This window comes from Alienimonas californiensis (genome assembly GCF_007743815.1).
Classification (GTDB): Bacteria; Planctomycetota; Planctomycetia; order Planctomycetales; family Planctomycetaceae; genus Alienimonas; species Alienimonas californiensis.
Map to the genome: position 1 here is coordinate 4,779,030 of NZ_CP036265.1, position 16,362 is coordinate 4,795,391.

Here is a 16,362-nt window from a genome sequence, read left to right on the forward strand (position 1 = left end):
CCCCTTCGCCCGTTCACGTCCGTTTGCGCGTCGTCCCCTTGGTCAGTCCCCGCCCCGCCGTCGTTCCCCTCGCCGCTTACGCCCCGGGGGAGCAGCCCCGCGGAGGGGGCTGGGTGAAGCTGAACACCAACGAACTGCCGTTCCCCCCGCCGCCCGCCGCCGTCGAGGCGATCCGGGCCGCCGCGGGCGAACGGCTCAACCGCTACCCGGACCCCACCGGCCTGGCCTTCCGGCAGGCGGCGGCGGACCGGCTCGGGCTGGAGCCGGACTGGATCCTGCCCGGCAACGGCAGCGACGAGATCCTCACGCTGCTGATCCGCACCTTCTGCCGCTCCGCCGACAGCGGGGGCGACGGCGGGGGCGATCTAATCGTCTCCCCGCACCCGACTTACACGCTGTATCGCACGCTGGCGGAGATTCAGAACTGCCCCTTCGAGGCCGTCCCGCTGAACGGCGACTGGTCGTGGAACTGGGAGCGGGTCGAGGCGGTCAAACAGCGGGCGAGGCTGTTCTTCGTGCCGGTGCCGAACTCCCCCAGCGGCACGGTCTGGCCGGCGGAGACGCTCGAACGGCTGATCCCCGACGACGGGCTGCTGATTCTCGACGGCGCCTACGCGGACTTCGAGGACGGCCGGCTGGGGCTCGATCTGCTGAACGGCCCCCACGGCGACCGCATCGTGCTGACGCGGACGCTGTCGAAGTCCTACGGGCTGGCGGGACTGCGGATGGGCTTCGCCGCGGCCCGGCCGGAGGTGATCGCGGCGATGGCGAAGGTGAAGGATTCCTACAACTGCGACACGCTGGCCCTCGCCGGCGGCGCCGCGGCCCTGCGGGATGCGGACTGGCTCGACGAGACCGTGCGGACGGTGTTGGCCGAGCGGGAACGGCTGACGGACGGCCTGACGGCCCTCGGCTTCGACGTGCAGCCCAGCGGCGGGAACTTCGTCTTCTGCACCCACCCCGACGGCCAGCACAGCGCCCGCTTCGACATGCTGAAGGAGCGTCGCATCCTCGTCCGCTACTTCGCCTTCAAAGCGTGGCCGGACGGCACGCCGGACGGCCTGCGGATCACCGTGGGCACGCCGGCAGAAACGGACGCGTTGCTGACGGCCCTCGAATCGTTCGCGGTCTAAGCCGGACGCCTGCGTCCGGCTCGGGTACTGTGATGCGATGCCCGATCCACGCACCGCGACCATCGACCGTGAAACCGGCGAGACGACCGTCTCGCTGACGCTGAACCTTGACGGCTCCGGCGCGCACGACGTCGCCACGGGCGTCGGGTTTCTCGATCACATGCTGGAACTGTTCGCCCGGCACGGGTTGGTCGACCTCACGGTGAAGGCGACCGGCGACGTGCACGTCGACTTCCATCACACCACCGAGGACGTCGGCATCTGCCTGGGCCGCGCGTTGAAGGAGGCGGTCGGGGAGAAGACCGGAATCGTGCGGTACGGCTCAATCGCGCTGCCGATGGAGGACGCTCTGGTCACCGTCGCGCTGGACCTGTCCGGCCGGCCGATGCTGGTGTGGGACGTGGCCTTCCCGGCCGCGAAGGTGGGCGACTTCGATACGGAACTGGTGCGGGAGTTCTGGCAGGCCGTGGCGAACGCGGCGGGGTTGAATCTGCACTGCGTGCTGCATCACGGGATCAACGCGCATCACATCGCCGAGGCGGTGTTCAAAGGCTGCGCCCGCAGTCTGCGGGCGGCGGTCGCCGTCGATCCGCGGCAAACCGGGGTGCCGAGCAGCAAGGGCGTGCTGTGAGGCGCCGTTCCCGTACGGAACACGGACTATTCAGACCCTGTCGACCTGGGATGAAACGGCACGGATCGGCGGTCGCCTGCGGCGGCCTCCGACCTTAGACTGACGAATCCGACACGCCGGAGTTCCCGGCTCGCCCGGACTGCCGGAAGCGCTTTGATGACCGACGCCGCGTTCGTCCGCCGCCCGTTGCCGGGGTTCTGCCGCACCCTGCTGTTCGCGGCGTCCCTGCTGGCCGCCCTCGCGGTCGCGACCTCCGCGCGGGGCCAGGATTTCGGCGGACCCGTCGCCCCGTCGAATCCCGCCGTCGGGGACGCCGCCGCGGCTCCCGGCGCCGACCCGGCCGCCGCGGCTGACGCCGTTCCCGGCGGAGTCATCGATCCGAATCAACTCCCCCCGCACCCCGGCGGCTTCTGGCGGGGAAACGGGCCGGGGCAGCAGGTCGGCTTCTACTTCGCCCTGCCGTTGCTGGCGCTCGTGCTGGGGGCGTTCTTCCTGTGGGTCGCGACGACCGCGTGGGCGGATCAGGACGCGACGAGCCTGAAGGTGCGGCCGGAGTTCTGGTCCACCCTGCTGATGCTCGGGGGGATTTTGGGGATGGGGGCGATCATTTGCCTGCCGAACCTGCTGATGGGCGTGGTCGGCTACCTAGTGTTCGCCGGGGGGCCGTTGACGGCGTACATCGTCGAACGCAACGCCCGGGTGCCGGACAGCGGCAAGGTGATGACCAAGCGGCACCTCTCGAAGGTGCTGAACCAGTGGCTCAACAAGGTCGGCATGGGCCTGCCGACCGGCGGCGGGAAGACCGAACAGACCTTCGGACCGCCGATCACGTTCATGGGCAAAAGCTCCACCGGCAACAAGTACTCCACCGCCAGCGCCCGCAAGGTGGAGAGCAGCAAGGGCTACGTCGCCGCCAAGGAACTGATCTACGACGCCATCCTCCGCCGCAGCACCGACGTGCACCTCGAACCGCAGGAGGAGGAGATGAGCGTCCGCGTGCGGGTCGACGGGGCGATGTACCCCGCCGAGCCGTTCGACCGGCCCACCGGCGAGGGGATCGTCAATATCTTTAAGGTACTCTCCGCGATGGACATCACGGAGAAGCGTCGCCCGCAGGACGGCAGCTTCCGGGCCGATCTGGACGGGCGGATGATCGACTTCCGGATCGCCACCGCCGGCACGCGGCACGGCGAGAAGATGTCCCTGCGCATCCTCGACCAGTCCAACGCCGTCTCCAGCCTGCAACGGCTGGGCATGCGGAAGGGCCTGCGGGAGCGGTTGGAGGAACTGATCAACGAGCCGCACGGCATGGTCCTGTGCAGCGGCCCGACCGGCGCCGGCAAAAGCACCACGCTGTACGCCTCGCTCAACGCGATCGACAAGCTGCAGCGGAACGTGATCACGATCGAGGACCCCGTCGAATACCAGATGGACGGGATCAACCAGATCGAGATCAACACCAAAGCCGGCCAGACGTTCGCCGGCACCCTCCGCAGCGTGCTCCGCCAGGACCCGGACGTCGTCCTGCTGGGCGAAATCCGGGACAAGGAGACCGCGGAGATCGCCTGCCAGGCGGCGAACACCGGGCACATGGTGTTCAGCACCGTGCACGCCAACGACAGCATCACGGCCCTGTTCCGGCTGATCGAACTGGGCGTGGAGCCGTTCATGATCTCGAACAGCCTGACGGCGATCGTCGGGCAGCGGCTCGTCCGCCGCCTGTGCGAGCAGTGCAAGCAGGCCTATCAGCCCAAGCCGGAACTGGTGAAGAAGGCCGGCCTGCCGGTGGACAAGATCGAGGCCTTCTACCGTCCCCCCCGGGCCGAAAGCGGCGCCTGCCCGAAGTGCGGCGGGCTCGGCTACATGGGCCGGGTGGGCGTGTACGAGGTGCTCGAGATCAACGACCGGATCCGCGATCTGATCCGCGACAAAGCCGCCGCCAGTCAGATCCGGGCCGAGGCCCGCAAGAACGGGATGCTCAACATGCGTGAGGAGGGCCTGCGCCTGGTCGTCCGCGGCGTGACCAGCATTGAAGAGCTCCTCAAGGTCGTGAAGTGACGACCGCCGTCGCAGATCCCCTCGCCGGGCTGGAGGAAGTTCCCTGGGCGGACCTCACCCACGCCTACGGCTCGGCCTCCGACGTCCCGGACCTGCTCCGGACCCTGGTGTCCGGGCCGGAGGAGGCCGCGGAGCGGGCGATCCACGACCTGTTCGGCAACGTCTGGCATCAGGGCACGGTCTATCCGGCGACGCCGCACGCGGTGCCGTTCCTGCTTCGTTTGCTGGAGCAGGGCCGGCCGTGGGCGGAGCAGATCGCCGTGCTGCTCGGCGAGATCGCCGACGGCCACGGGTACATGCTGGTGCACGCCGCCGCCCTCCCCTCGCTGCGGCCGACCTACGAAAAGATCGCTGCCGACCGTGGAACGACGCTCGCGGCGGAGATGGCCGCAGAACGGACGGTGATCGCCGCCTGTCGGTCCGCCGTCGCCGCGGGGGCGGAGGCGCTGGCCCCGTTCCTCCGGCACGTCGAGGGCTCCGTCGGGGACGAATACGTCGTCCGCGAAACTGTGTGCCGGGGACTGGCCCGCTGCGTCGAGGACCGGCCGGAGTTGAAGGCGTGGGTTCTCGAAGCCTTGGCCGACGAGACCGACCCGAGAATGCCCGCCGAGTTGGACGGACGAGTGGACGATTTGCCGTGGCTCGCCGCGGCGGTGACATCAAAACGCGCACGCCTCGGCCCGGCCGAGTGGGAGACGACTGATGATTGACCTGATCCTGCTCGCCCTCTGGGGCGGCGTGACCTACTTCGTGGCGAACGAGGGCGCCCTCGGGGCGGTGACCACGTTCTTCTGCGTGGTGCTGTCCGGCCTGTTGGCGATGAACTTCTTCGAGCCGCTGGCCGAGGCGATCGGCGGGTCCGACTTTCTGCGGGAGCGGGCGGACGTGATCTGCCTGCTGGGGCTGTTCGCCGCGTTCGTGACCGGCATGCGGCTGGCGTGCGAACAGATCGCCCCCCGGCTGCTCGAACTGCCCGCCCCCGCCTATCACGGTTTGCGGTGGGTCTTCGGCGCCGCGACCGGGTACGTGACGATGGCGATCCTGCTGACGGCCCTGCACGTCTCCCCGCTGCCGCGGACGTTCCTCGGGTTCGCCCCGGAACGCGGCTTCAGCAAGCCCGGGGGGAACCTGTTCGACGTCGACGCCCCGGACCGCCGCTGGCTGGCGTTCACTCGGTACGTCTCGCTCAACCCGCTGAAAAAGGGCGGGGGGAACCGGTTGGAGGACGGCAACGGGACGTTGCTGAACACCCTCAGCGGGTTCGACAACCGCACCGGCTACGGCTGGGACGCCGTGACCAGCGACGGCTCCCACGCGGCGACGAAGTCGATGCCTTCTTTCGTGATCCGCTACGCCGACCGCCGGGCCAACGGCGCCGGCGCCGCCCCGGCCGCCCCCGCCGCCCCGGCCCCCGGCGCCCAGCGATCGACCGGCCCCGCGTTCTGAGCGCCCCCGGCACAAAGCCGACCTACGAAAACGCCCCGCGTTCCTTCCGGAACGCGGGGCGAATCGTTTCGCCACAGCCGAAGTCGGCGATCAACTGCCCGCCGCGGCGTCCTTCTCGGGGGCGGGCGGCGTGATGAGGTAGGTCGTTCCGCCGATCCGCACCAGCGCCGGCTCGGCCTGACTCAGCAGGGGGGCGAAGCGTTCGCCGGCCTCCTTCGCCAGCTTGAACCAGGCGTCGGTGAACTGCTCCACTTCGACCGGGTCCTTCTGCTGCTCCTCGGTGAGGCCGCTCTGTTCCCAGCGGCCCTTCTTGAAGAACAGCGTCTCCCCGGCGACCCGCTGCACGCGCTGGCGGGGTTCCTCCTGGAGCCCCTCGATCTCATCTCCGGCAACGACGCTGCCGGCCCCGTTCCTCTGGCCCGGCTGAGCCGAGGGCGCCGGGGCTCCCCCGCCGAAGGCGCCGCCGCCGAAGCCGCCGCCGCCGAGCCCGCCCATCCCGCCGCCCATGCGGCCGCTGCGCGAGTAAAAGCCGCGGTCGCTCTGCGGACGGATGGCGCCCGACACGGGCCCGCTCATTCCGAGCGAGGACGAGTTCGCCGGCGACGCCGCCTGCTCGCTCGCCCGGAAGGACTGCTTGGCGGCCCGCTGGTTCACACCGAAGGCGCCGTCCGTCTGGGCGAGGCCGCGCTCCAGGTTCTCCCGAGCCAAGCCGCGGTTCACGGCGACGGCGTTCAGGTCCACGTCTTCTTCCGCCAAGAACGCCGTGTAGGGGGTGAGGATGCCGTACCGCTGCGAAAGCGTGACGAGTTCCTCCACCAGTTCCGGGTTCTCGCCGTCGAGGTCGATCCGGTTCAGCAGTTCGCCGATCCGCCGGGTCGCCCATAGGGCGGGAAGGAAGTCGGCAGCGTCGTCCGAGTCCTTCGGCAACGTGACGGGAAGGGAGAAGCTGAGTTGCTCCCCGTCCCCGGCCGTCGAGGTCCCGGTGAGGGTGAAGGTGCCCTCCAGGTCCTTTTTGTTCGCCCCGTACCGGCCGACGATGGACAGCTGCTGGCCGGAGAACAGGTCCGGCAGGTCGCCGGGCAGCACGCGGTTCAGCAGCGAATCGGCGTCACCGCCCTTCTTTTCGAAATCCAGCGTGAGGCCGGTCAGCACCGGGGCGGCGATCTTGGCGTACAGGTCGGAGACGCTGGCTTCGACGTCCTCCTCCGGGGCGACGTAGGCGCTGACGCCGCGGCCGCCGCCGGAGAGCCGGTCCAGCAGGCGGGCGTTCACGTCGTAGCCCACGCCGAAGGTGAACAGCCGGGCCTTCACGGCGTCGTCGGTCACTTGATTGGCGTCGGCGACGTTCTTGGCGATCTGCTGTTCGTCGGTCACGCCGCTGGTCGGCTGGCCGTCGGTGAGGAACAGCAGGTACGTGGGGCGATCGCCGACGCCCTCCTCGGAGGGCTTGGGGATCATCTCCAGCGCTTTGGTGAGGGCGGCGTTGATGTCCGTGCCGCCGCCGCTGCGAAGGTTGTTCACGAACGCCTGCCCGGCGTTGCGGCCGTCGGCGTCGCCCTTCTCCAGTTCGGGGCGGAAGCTGTTCACCGTGCTGCTGTAGGCGATCACGTTGAAGGTATCCCCCTCCCGCAACCGGCCGACGATGAAGGAGGCCGCGTTGCGGGCCTGCTCCATCTTTTCCCCGGCCATGCTGCCGGAGGTGTCGATGACCAACACGATCGTGCGTTCCGGCGGGGCGGCGTCCGGTTTCGGCACCTCCGGGGCGGCGAGCAGCAGGAAGAAGCCGTCGTCGTCCGTGGACTTCTCTTTATCCTCCTTGGAGGCGTCCGGGTCGCGGAAGGTCAGCACGTTCAGACCGACCAGCCCCTCGGCCGTGCCGAACAGCAGGCGCACGTCCTCACGCCCGCTGACGTTCTCCAGCTTCAATTTTGCGGAGGCCGTTTTGTCCGTCGGCCGGTCCACCTCGACGGCGTGCGTCGGGCTGTAGACGACCTTCAGCGGGGACTCCGTGGTGATGCTGGCCGAGACCTCCACCTTCTTCGCCCCCACGCCGTTGGAGCCGGCGGAGCCGATCGGCAACGTTAGGTCGATCAGCCCCTCGCGCACGCCCAGCAGTTGGGTGTACCGCAGTTGCACGGTGCGGCTGGCGTCCTTAGGGATCGGAAACACGCTGGTGCGGTACAGGCCGTAGCCGGCGTACTCCAGCAGGGCGGGATCGCGGTTGCGGCGGACGATCGCCTCGTAGGTTTCCCGGGCCTCGCCGGCTTTTTGAAGGGTGCCGGTGAGCTCTTTGCCGTCGACGAGCAACGTCAGTTCCCGCACCGCGGCATTGGGCGGGACCGGGAACAGCAACCGGGCCTCCAGCGGTTGCGAGCCGGTGTTCTTGAAGGTCTGCGACAGCCGGACAGAGGCGTTCTGGCCGGTGACGTCCGCGTGGGCCGTCAGTTCCGTCACCTCCCAGGTGGCGGGAAATCCGGGGCGGGGGGCGTCCGTCAGTTCCAGCAGGGCCTGAGCGGGAGCCTGCGGCGCGAGCCAGCCCACGCAGGCCGCGGCGAGCAGGGCGGGCAGCGCTGCCGAGAACCGGGAACGAAGGGGCGGGGGGCGGAACATGAGTTGATCCGGGCGAGTGCGGGGAGAACCGGCGGCGAGCCGCCACCGTACCGGGCGCGGACGTTCCGAAGGCGACGAAAGTTCCGCCCGATCCGCTCCGGGATGCCGATTTCGCTTTCCCCCCGCGGCGGGGATCGGCACCTTGGGCCGCGCCCGCTTCCCGACCCACACCGCCCGCATGGCCGCCGCCGCCGACCGCCCCGACGACGCCCCCGCCGCCCGCCGGAAAGGCAAAAACGTGCTGGGCGGGCCGCTCAGGGACTGCTCGCACGACCCGCTGACCGGCTGGCACCGCGACGGCTGCTGTGCGACCGGCCCCGGCGACGCCGGCGTGCACGTGGTTTGTGCGGTGATGACGGACGAGTTTCTGGCGTTCAGCAAGGCCCGCGGCAACGACCTGTCCACGCCGATGCCGATGCACCAGTTCCCCGGCCTGAAGGCCGGCGATCACTGGTGCCTGTGCGCCCCCCGCTGGAAGGAAGCCTTCGACGCCGGGCAGGCCCCGCAGGTGGTCCTGGAAGCGACCCACATGGCGACGCTGGAGTACGCCTCGCTGGAGGAACTCCAGCAGCACGCCTTCGCGTGACGACGGTTAGTCCCGGCTCCGACGCCGCGAGTCCGCTTGGCGAGAATACGGCGGGCGAGAAATCAGCCGGCGAGCGTGCGGCCGGAGAAGGCGTGAAGGTGGAGGGCCGCTGGGTCGGGATCGCGTTGCTGCTCGCCACGGCGACGCTGTGGAGCCTGGCCGGGGTCGCGGTGAAGGTCGCGGGGGTGGAACCGCTGGCGTTCACCTCCCTCCGCAGCGTCGGGGCGGCCCTCATCATGCTGCCGCTGTTGGGGTTCGGGGCGACCCTGACCGGCTCCGCTCGGCCGGCTGCGCGTCTGATGTGGCCGACGGCGCTCTGCTACACGGTGATGGTGGGGGCGTTCATCGTCGCCTCCGCCGTCGGCACCGCGGCGGAGGCCATCCTGCTGCAATACTCGGCCCCCGCCTGGGCCGCCGTGATGGCCTGGGGGCTGCTGGGGCGCCGTATCACCCGGGTCCAACTGGCGGCCCTGGGCTGCGCCGCGGCGGGGGTCGGCGTGTTGCTGTTCCACCTCTGGAGCGAAGACCGCCCGAGCGGTCCGCTGGCGCCGGCGCTGGCCCTGCTGTCCGGGGTGGGCTACGCGGGGGTGATCGTCGGGCTGGACGCGGTGGACCTCGACGCCCGCCGCCGCACCGGCGGACCGGTGAACGTCGCGGCGGTCGTACTGTGGAATAATGCCCTCGCCGCGGCGGTCCTCCTGCCGTGGGCCGGGCGGCGGGGCGAGTTGTCGCTGTCCGCGGCGACGGTCGCCGGGTTGCTCGCGCTCGGCGTCTTGCAGATGGCGCTGCCGTACGTGCTGTTTCAACTCGGCCTGCGACGGGTCGGGCCGGTCGCGGCGGGGCTCATCCTGCTGATCGAGCCGGTGCTGAACCCGCTGTGGGCCTACCTCGGCGCCGGCGAACGACCGCCCCCGGGGTCCTACCTCGGCGGCGGGCTGATCGTCGCCGCGGTGGCGATCACCGTCCTCGCCGGCCGCCGGCGACGGCTTCCTCCCACCTGAGCGCCGGGTCGTTCAGGGCACCACGCCGTGCTTCTGAAGTCGGCTGTAGAAGGTGCTCCGCGGCAGGCCGAGCCGGCGGGCCGCCCGTGACTTGTTCCCTTCGCAGGCCTCCAGCGCGGAAACCAGCCGCCGTTTCTCCGCCTCTTCCCGGCTGACCGACGCCGGCCGCTCCGGCGGGGCCGGGGTCCGCTCTGCGGGGGCCGCGGGCGGCGCCGGCGTCGCCTCGAACGGCATCCGCTCCGCCGCCGGCGGCGTCCGGGGCCGCGGCGGGGCGGGGGAGGGAACCTCCGCGTCCGGATCGCGGAGCGGGGCGAGTTCCGCCGGCAGATCGGCGAGGGTGACGGTGTCGGACTCCGCCAGGACGACCGCCCGCTCCATCGTGTTGCGCAATTCCCGGACGTTCCCCGGCCAAAGGTGCCGCAGCAGGACGGCCTCGGCGTCCGGGTGAATGCGGGTGACGGCCCGATCCTGTTTGCGGGCCGCCTCGTGCAGGAAGGAATCCGCCAGATCGAGCAGATCCTCCTTCCGCGTCCGCAACGGTGGGAGTTCGATCGGCAGAACGTTCAGGCGATAAAACAGGTCCTCGCGGAACGTGCCCGCCGCGATCATTGCGTTCAGGTCGCGGTGGGTCGCGGCGATGACCCGCACGTCGACCGAGATCGGCTTGTCCCCGCCGACCCGCTCGAACGTGCGTTCCTGCAACGCCCGGAGCAGCTTGACCTGCGTTTCCGCGGGCACCTCGCCGATCTCGTCGAGGAACAGCGTGCCGCCGTCGGCCTGCTCGAACCGCCCCGGACGATCGCGGTCGGCGCCGGTGAAGGCACCTTTGACGTGGCCGAACAGTTCGCTCTCCAGCAGAGCCGGAGAGAGAGCGGCGCAATGCACCGCGACCAGCGGCCCTGCGGCGCGGCGGCCGTTGGCGTGAATCGCCCGGGCCAGCAGTTCCTTACCGGTGCCGCTTTCCCCGCGGAGCAACACCGTCACGTCGCAGCGGGCCGCCTTGGCGGCCGTGGTCAGCGCCCGCCGCATCGCCGGCCCGTCGCCCCGCAGGCCGCCACGGTCGAAGCCGTCCACCGTCGGAGCCTCCGCGGCTCCGCCGAGCGTGCCCGCCAACTCCGCCTCCAGGGAGGCCACCCGCCGTTCCAACCGTTCCCGCCGTTCGTCCCGGCGGCGCACCCGGGTCCGCAAGCTCTCCAACTCTCGACGGACCCGCCCCTCCCGCAGCGCCGCCGCCGCCGTGCGGCTGAGGGCCTCGAGGAACGTGAGGTCTTCCGCCGAGAGGGCGGTGCGATCTTCCTTCGGCCCCAGCAGGATCCACCCGGCCGAGGCGCCTTCGGCGCCTTCCTCGACCGGCAGGGGCACCAGGGTCTCCGCCCCGGTCGCCGCCCGCACCTCGGGGGAGCGAACGGGCCCCGGGCCGGGCGCGGGGCCGTGGGCCGCCTCCTCCCCGTCGGCGAGCACGTCGGGCGCCAGTTCCTCCGGGGAAAGGCGTTCCGGGAAGGAATCCGTCGTCGCCGCGGCCCGGATCAGGCCGTCGCCCTCGCTGTCCGGCAGGTAGACCGCTGCCTGTTCGCAGCCCACCACTTCGCGGCAGGCCGCCACCACGTCCGCCGCCGCCTGTCGAGACGCGTTTTCCCCCCCGCCGAACGACCGCAGCACCCGGTCGAGCCGGTACTTCTCGCGGTAGAAGATGCGGTCCAGCCGTTCGCGGAGCACATGGAACAGAGCGAAGGCCGCGGACCCGGCCAGCACGGCCGCCCCCGCCCGCACCAGGGTGGAGCCGGTGGGCGAGAGCGGCACGTCCATCACCCGATCGACCCGGGCCGCGACCGCCACGAATGCCCCGGCGGCGAGCGCCAACGCGCTGCGGGCCAGCAGCAGACGGGTTCCGCCCCGCAGCACCTCGTTCACCCGCAGCAGTCGGTACCGCACCATCCCGCCCGTGTAGGCGGCGGCGAACAGCAGGCTCACCCACAACACAGGCAGAAAGCCCAACACGTGCAGGAACCCGGGCCGGTCCCAGACCGCCAGATACAGCAGGAACGCCGCCGCGGGCACGCTGCACACCGCCGCCGCCAGAATCAGCCGCAACTGACCGCGCTCGACCCGCAAGGTGGCCCGCCGCCAGTGGGCCCACAGGGCGGCCAGCGTGAGGACGAACCCCGCGAGGGCCAGGCCCATCACCCCGTTCGCCGCCCAGCCCATCGCGTCCAGCAGACGCTCCTTCACCGCGTTGGTCGCGGGGGAGTCGTCCTCCGCCAGCCTGGCCGCCAGCACGGCGACTCCCGCCATCACGGCCGCCGCGATCCCCGCCGGCAGATACAGTGCCAGCCGCACCGCGAACCCGTGATCGCGGAGCACCGGCAACGCTCTCGGGTAGCTGAGGAAGAAGTGCAGCGTCACCGAGGGCAGCAGCGCCGCGGAGATCGTCAGCGGCAGCAACGCCGCGGTGGAGTGAGCCAGCGCCCACCACAGCGACACGCCCGACACTGCCACGACCGTCGTGGCGCTCATCAGAAAGAACAGTCGGGCCGCCCGGTCGAAGGGCCGCAGCCACGAGGCCATCCCCCCGACCACGGTCAGCCCGATCTGGAGGAGGAGCCAGCCGATCAGCAGCCCCATCCGGCCGACCGGCACGCCCTGCACGCGGACGTAGGCCATCCGCGGCGGGTCGCCCGGTTTGTCCTCCGACGGCCGGGAATACAGCACGCGGACGTACTGGCGCTTCGCATTGTCCTGAACGAACGGATGGTCCGCCTGCATCTGAAAACGCCGGATCGGGTCGTTTTCGTTCGCATCCGCAAACTGATCCGGCGATTTTCGATACAGCGGATCGCAGGCGTCGTAGAAGTCGACTGGACTCAGGATCTCCCGATCGCCGATCGCCCGGAGCAGGTCGCCCGGGCGGGGCTCGTCCGCCCCCGGCTCGCCCCAGACCTTCAGTCCGTCGGTGGCGATCAGCGTGGCGCCTTCCGACGCCGGATCGTCCGCCAGTACGATTCGGAGACGCAGATCCGGCGAGACCGCGACGTACGCGATCGACCCGATCGCGGCCAGCAGCGCCAACGTCCCAATGGTGAGCGCGACGTAGCGGCCGCTGAACGTCGGGACGGTCAACTGGACGGCTCGGGGAAGGGTGTCGAAAAGTGTCGAAAAGCTGTCGACAGTGAACTTCGACACCGACGAAGCGTCAAGCACTCGCTGCTCGAGGAAATATTTCCTGACAACTTCCGTGAACCGTTAAGCTAAGGGGCGTAAGACATTTACGTCGCCTCTCCGGGTGTCGACAAACTGTCGGATCCAGCTGTCGAAAGACTGTTTGGCGCCCGTATTGCAACGAGTCCTTCCCTTACGCGGCCCCCGTGGGCCGGAGCGGTGGGAATGAAGTCGTTGGGGGTAATCGCAGAGCGCGCAGCCTGACTTGCTGGCACGCCGCGATTGAACGCCGGACCTCGTTCCCGTCCCACCCGCTCCGGTTCCGGGGGTTGTTTTCGTTTCAGGGCCGCCGTTCGTCGGCGCTCTCGCTCAGTGCCGCGGTCACGGCATTCAGGAACAGGGCCGCGGCCCGCTCCTGCCGCTTGCGGCGCCCGCCGGAGGTGAGAGGGAGGCGGAACTCGACCACCGCGGCCCCGCCGACCGGCGTCCGGAGCCCCACGACCAGCCGTCCGTTTTCAGCGGGCGGGGCGTCCGGACCGAGGTGCCCGGTGATCGCCGCCGCCACGGCGGCGTGGGGCGTCCGCACCGCGGCGCCGGCGGCCATCGCCGCGGCGACCTGGGGGCTGACCGCTCCGTATTGCGTCAGCATCGCCCGTGACACGCCCAGCCACGCGGCTTTGCTTTCCGTTTGATAGGTGACGAACGACCCGGCCAGCAGGTCGGACGCCCCCGGCAGCCCGACCAGGGCCGCCGCCGCCAGCCCGCCGGTGCAGCTCTCCGCCAGCACGAGCGATTCGCACCGCGACCGCAGCAGGTCCGAGAGGGCGACGGCGGCTTCTTCGAGCGACGGCATCGCGGGCGACCGACAGGGCTGGGGCGAGTTTATCGGCCGCGGCGCCCTTTCCGCCCGTGCGGGCAGCGCCGGACGTCCGGGCAATAACGGCGGTGACGGCTGTACCGCGAACGGACGGTTCATGCCGGTTCGCGGGGTGGGGCCGGTCGATCCTTGCGGGGCCGGGAGCCCTCGCTCGCGGCTCTCTTTTCCCACCGCGGGCGTTTCCATGTCAAACCGCTTCGTCTTCCGCCCGTTCGGCGTCATGTCCGGACGGTCGCTGATCGCCGCGGCGGCCCTGTGCGTGGCGGCCTCGGCGCCCGCCGCGAGCCCGGAGGCGGAGCAGCTTGAGTCCGAAGCGCGGGCCCGGATCGTCACGGTGCAGGCGGGAAGCGGCACGATCCTCGCCCGTCGGCGTGCGGAGAAGGCGTTGCCGCTGGCCGCTCTCGACCCCGCCGCCCGGGCTCGGGCGGTGCAGGTGTTGGAGGACCAGACGCTGTTCCGCACGCTGCCGGTGCTGCGGTTCCCGATCCACGAGGACGGGCTAACCTACTTCGTCCAACACCCGGACGTGGCCGTCGCTCTGTGGCGGGTGCTGGGGGTCAGCCAGTGCGACATGTGGCAGACCGGCCCGAACAGCTATGAGGGCGACGCCGGCGACGGCTCGGTCGGGTTGTTCGACGTGCTGCTGCGGGGGAAAACGGATCAGCTCGTGCTGGTCGAGGGGCAGTTCAAATCGCCGGTCCTGAACGACCCGATTCAGGCGACCTGCCTGTTCCACCTGCACACGGAGACCGCCTTCGACGCCGCCGGCGAGCCCGTCGCCGTGGGACAGGCGAGCCTGTTCGTCTCCTTCCCCAGCCGGGCCGTCGGGGCCGCGGCGAAACTGATCTCCCCAGTCACGAACGTGGTGCTGGACCGGAACTTCGAAGAGGTCTGCCTGTTCGCCCACCTGATGGACCGCTCGATGCAGACCCGCCCGGTATGGGTCGAGGGGCTGGCGTCCAATCTGGACGGCGTCCTGCCGCGGCGGAAGGTGGAACTGAGCGAGCTGTCGGAACGCGTCTACGCCTCCGCCCGCTACCGGGAACGCCTGCGGGACCGGGACCCCGGCCTGCGGACCGCGGCGCCGACGATCGACGGCTACGGCGGGGTCCGGCGATAAGCCGGCGGGGTCAGCGTTCGGTCGGCAGCCGGGTCGGCGGCACGGCCTTCAGCCAGCGCCAGAACCACCAGCCGGCCAACAGCGGCAGCCCAATCTGCGGCGCGCGGAACGACAACAGGGCGCACAGCAGCACGAAGCCGACGGCTTTCCAGTCCCAGGCGGCCCACGCCGCCGGGCGATCGCGGGAGGGCAGGGCGAGCCAGAGCGCGCCCATCACGATGCCCACCCGCATCGCCCCCGCCCACCACAGTTCCAGCTCCGGGCGTATGGCGTAGACGGTCGCCGCCCCGATCAGGCACCCCGCCGCGGCGAGCCCCACGCCCCAGCGTCCGGGCAGGGCGGAACTGTCGCGACGGGACGAAGCCGGGACGTCGGCCGGGGCGCCGGCTGCCGGCCCTATGGTCGGAACTTCCGCCGGGGCGGGCGGAACGTCCGACGGGGGCGAAGGTTGGGACACGGGGGGAGTATAGGGCAGACCGGGCGACGCCCGCCCCAAACGACCGGGGTTCCCCCGGGGGCCTCGACGACGTATCCTCCGCGCCCCAGGGATCGGGACCGACGCGCGCCCATTGCGGAGCGACGCCTGCCCGGCCCCGCCCCCCGGACGCCGACGGACGGATCCGCTCGCCATGCCGCCGCAACAGGCCCGCCGCAATTCCCGCCCCGCCCCCGGCGGTTCGACGACCGGCGCCAACTCGACCGGCGCCAGTCCGGCGGAACCTCTTCGCACCGGCCCGCCGCGGATTCTGTGCGCCGCCGAAGTGCGGCTCGGCGGAATCCCCGCAGGATTGCCGCCGCTATCAGGCGAGGCGGCGGAGATCGCCGCCGGGGCCTCGCGGCGTCAGTGGGACGCCCTGGTGAACGCCGCCGCGGAGGCGGACGCCTTCGTTCTGATCGGCCGGCTGCTTGATCCCGCCGCCGACCTGCGGGCCGAACGGGCCCTGCGGGACGGTCTGGAACGCCTCGCCGCGGCGGAGGTAGCCACGTTCGCCCTCACTGACGAACCGCTGCCGGACGACCTGCCGCTCACCCTGCTCGCCCCGGACGAGCCGAGCGAAATCGAACTGTCCCGCGGGGGCGAAGGGCTCGCCGTGCTGCGGACCCTCGCCGGCGCCGCGACCTTCCCGATGCCGGACGGCTTGCCGGTCCTCGGGATCACCAGCGAGCCGGAGGCCGACGCCGAGGGCTGCGACGCCCTGTTCACCCTCTCATCCGCGGCCTCCGAGGCCGCCCCCGGCACGTGGTTCGTGCTCCCCGAGACGGCCGGCGCCGCCGGCGGCAGGACGGAGCCGCGGGGCGAACGGGCCGTGCGGTTCTTCGCCCCGGTCCTGGAACTGCCCGAGGAACCGCACGACCTGCCGGCCCGGCTCCGCAACGCGGCGCCGCGGCGGGACGACGGCGAACGCCTGCGGATCGTGGACTGGACGCTGCACGTCGGTCCGTGGGGCGATCGCCTGACGGACGAGGACGCCCGCGCCCTCGCCGGAGCGCTGTCCGACACGTGGGCGCTGCACTCCGTGACCGTGCTGCCCCACCCGGGCCGCTTCGTCGACGGCGACGAGGACGAACCGGGCGAGGCGGCCGCGTTCCTCGAAGCCCTCGCCCACTTCGATCCGCTCGGCGACGCCCCGGCTCTGCCCGGCGTCGCCCCGGACCCGGACCGCGTGCGGACTTTGGCGACCCGCTTCGCCGCTCCGTTGCTGTCCGCCGGCTGATCTGCGTTCGATCTGCCGTCCGGCCCGGT

13 protein-coding genes are annotated in these 16,362 nt (G+C 71.1%); 9 read left to right on the forward strand and 4 right to left on the reverse strand.

All coding sequences use genetic code 11. The features are described from left to right. Positions 1-23 precede the first annotated feature (23 nt). From hisC to CA12_RS18985, 5 genes are all read left to right on the forward strand, one after another. Positions 24-1,133 (forward strand): histidinol-phosphate transaminase, encoded by a 1,110-nt coding sequence (gene hisC / locus CA12_RS18960; protein ID WP_242688031.1) that lies wholly within the window; start codon positions 24-26, stop codon positions 1,131-1,133. Positions 1,134-1,170: 37 nt separating this feature from the next. Continuing rightward, positions 1,171-1,764: an imidazoleglycerol-phosphate dehydratase HisB gene (hisB, locus tag CA12_RS18965; RefSeq protein ID WP_145360658.1), complete on the forward strand. Its 594-nt coding sequence runs from the start codon at positions 1,171-1,173 to the stop codon at positions 1,762-1,764. Between the two features lie 156 nt (positions 1,765-1,920). Beyond that, positions 1,921-3,822 carry a GspE/PulE family protein gene (locus CA12_RS18975; protein WP_207622045.1) on the forward strand — a complete coding sequence of 634 codons (1,902 nt, stop codon included), beginning with the start codon at positions 1,921-1,923 and terminating at the stop codon, positions 3,820-3,822. Continuing rightward, positions 3,819-4,532, forward strand: coding sequence for a hypothetical protein (locus CA12_RS18980; RefSeq protein ID WP_145360660.1), 714 nt, complete (start codon positions 3,819-3,821; stop codon positions 4,530-4,532). The genes CA12_RS18975 and CA12_RS18980 overlap by 4 nt, the downstream gene beginning before the upstream one ends. After that, positions 4,525-5,268: a CvpA family protein gene (locus CA12_RS18985; RefSeq protein ID WP_145360662.1), complete on the forward strand. Its 744-nt coding sequence runs from the start codon at positions 4,525-4,527 to the stop codon at positions 5,266-5,268. Before CA12_RS18980 ends, CA12_RS18985 begins: the two co-directional genes overlap by 8 nt. 90 nt (positions 5,269-5,358) lie before the next feature. On the opposite strand, the gene CA12_RS23060 is transcribed toward CA12_RS18985, so the two are convergent. Then, the gene (locus CA12_RS23060; protein ID WP_145360663.1) at positions 5,359-7,878 is read right to left on the reverse strand and encodes a VIT domain-containing protein; all 2,520 of its coding nucleotides are present in this window, start codon (positions 7,876-7,878) and stop codon (positions 5,359-5,361) included. A gap of 178 nt (positions 7,879-8,056) precedes the next feature. Between CA12_RS23060 and CA12_RS18995 the strand changes: the two genes are divergently transcribed. Beyond that, positions 8,057-8,464 (forward strand): DUF2237 family protein, encoded by a 408-nt coding sequence (locus CA12_RS18995; RefSeq protein WP_145360665.1) that lies wholly within the window; start codon positions 8,057-8,059, stop codon positions 8,462-8,464. Further along, positions 8,461-9,465 (forward strand): DMT family transporter, encoded by a 1,005-nt coding sequence (locus tag CA12_RS19000; RefSeq protein WP_165700863.1) that lies wholly within the window; start codon positions 8,461-8,463, stop codon positions 9,463-9,465. Before CA12_RS18995 ends, CA12_RS19000 begins: the two co-directional genes overlap by 4 nt. A 12-nt stretch (positions 9,466-9,477) precedes the next feature. Here CA12_RS19000 and CA12_RS19005 read toward each other — a convergent pair whose 3' ends face one another. After that, entirely contained in the window at positions 9,478-12,645 is a 3,168-nt protein-coding gene (locus tag CA12_RS19005) for a sigma 54-interacting transcriptional regulator (protein ID WP_145360669.1), read from the reverse strand. Positions 12,646-12,961: 316 nt separating this feature from the next. Next, positions 12,962-13,474, reverse strand: a complete 513-nt coding sequence (locus CA12_RS19010) for a CinA family protein (protein WP_165700864.1) — start codon at positions 13,472-13,474, stop codon at positions 12,962-12,964. A 244-nt stretch (positions 13,475-13,718) separates the two neighbouring features. Here CA12_RS19010 and CA12_RS19015 point away from each other — a divergent pair, with 244 nt between their 5' ends. Continuing rightward, a complete protein-coding gene (locus tag CA12_RS19015; protein WP_145360673.1) occupies positions 13,719-14,618 on the forward strand; it encodes a hypothetical protein in 900 nt (299 codons plus the stop codon). A gap of 10 nt (positions 14,619-14,628) precedes the next feature. Here CA12_RS19015 and CA12_RS19020 read toward each other — a convergent pair whose 3' ends face one another. Further along, on the reverse strand, positions 14,629-14,937 hold the full coding sequence (locus CA12_RS19020; RefSeq protein ID WP_145360675.1) for a hypothetical protein: 309 nt from the start codon (positions 14,935-14,937) through the stop codon (positions 14,629-14,631). Between the two features lie 310 nt (positions 14,938-15,247). Here CA12_RS19020 and CA12_RS19025 point away from each other — a divergent pair, with 310 nt between their 5' ends. Further along, the gene (locus tag CA12_RS19025) at positions 15,248-16,333 is read left to right on the forward strand and encodes a hypothetical protein (RefSeq protein ID WP_145360677.1); all 1,086 of its coding nucleotides are present in this window, start codon (positions 15,248-15,250) and stop codon (positions 16,331-16,333) included. Positions 16,334-16,362 lie beyond the last annotated feature (29 nt).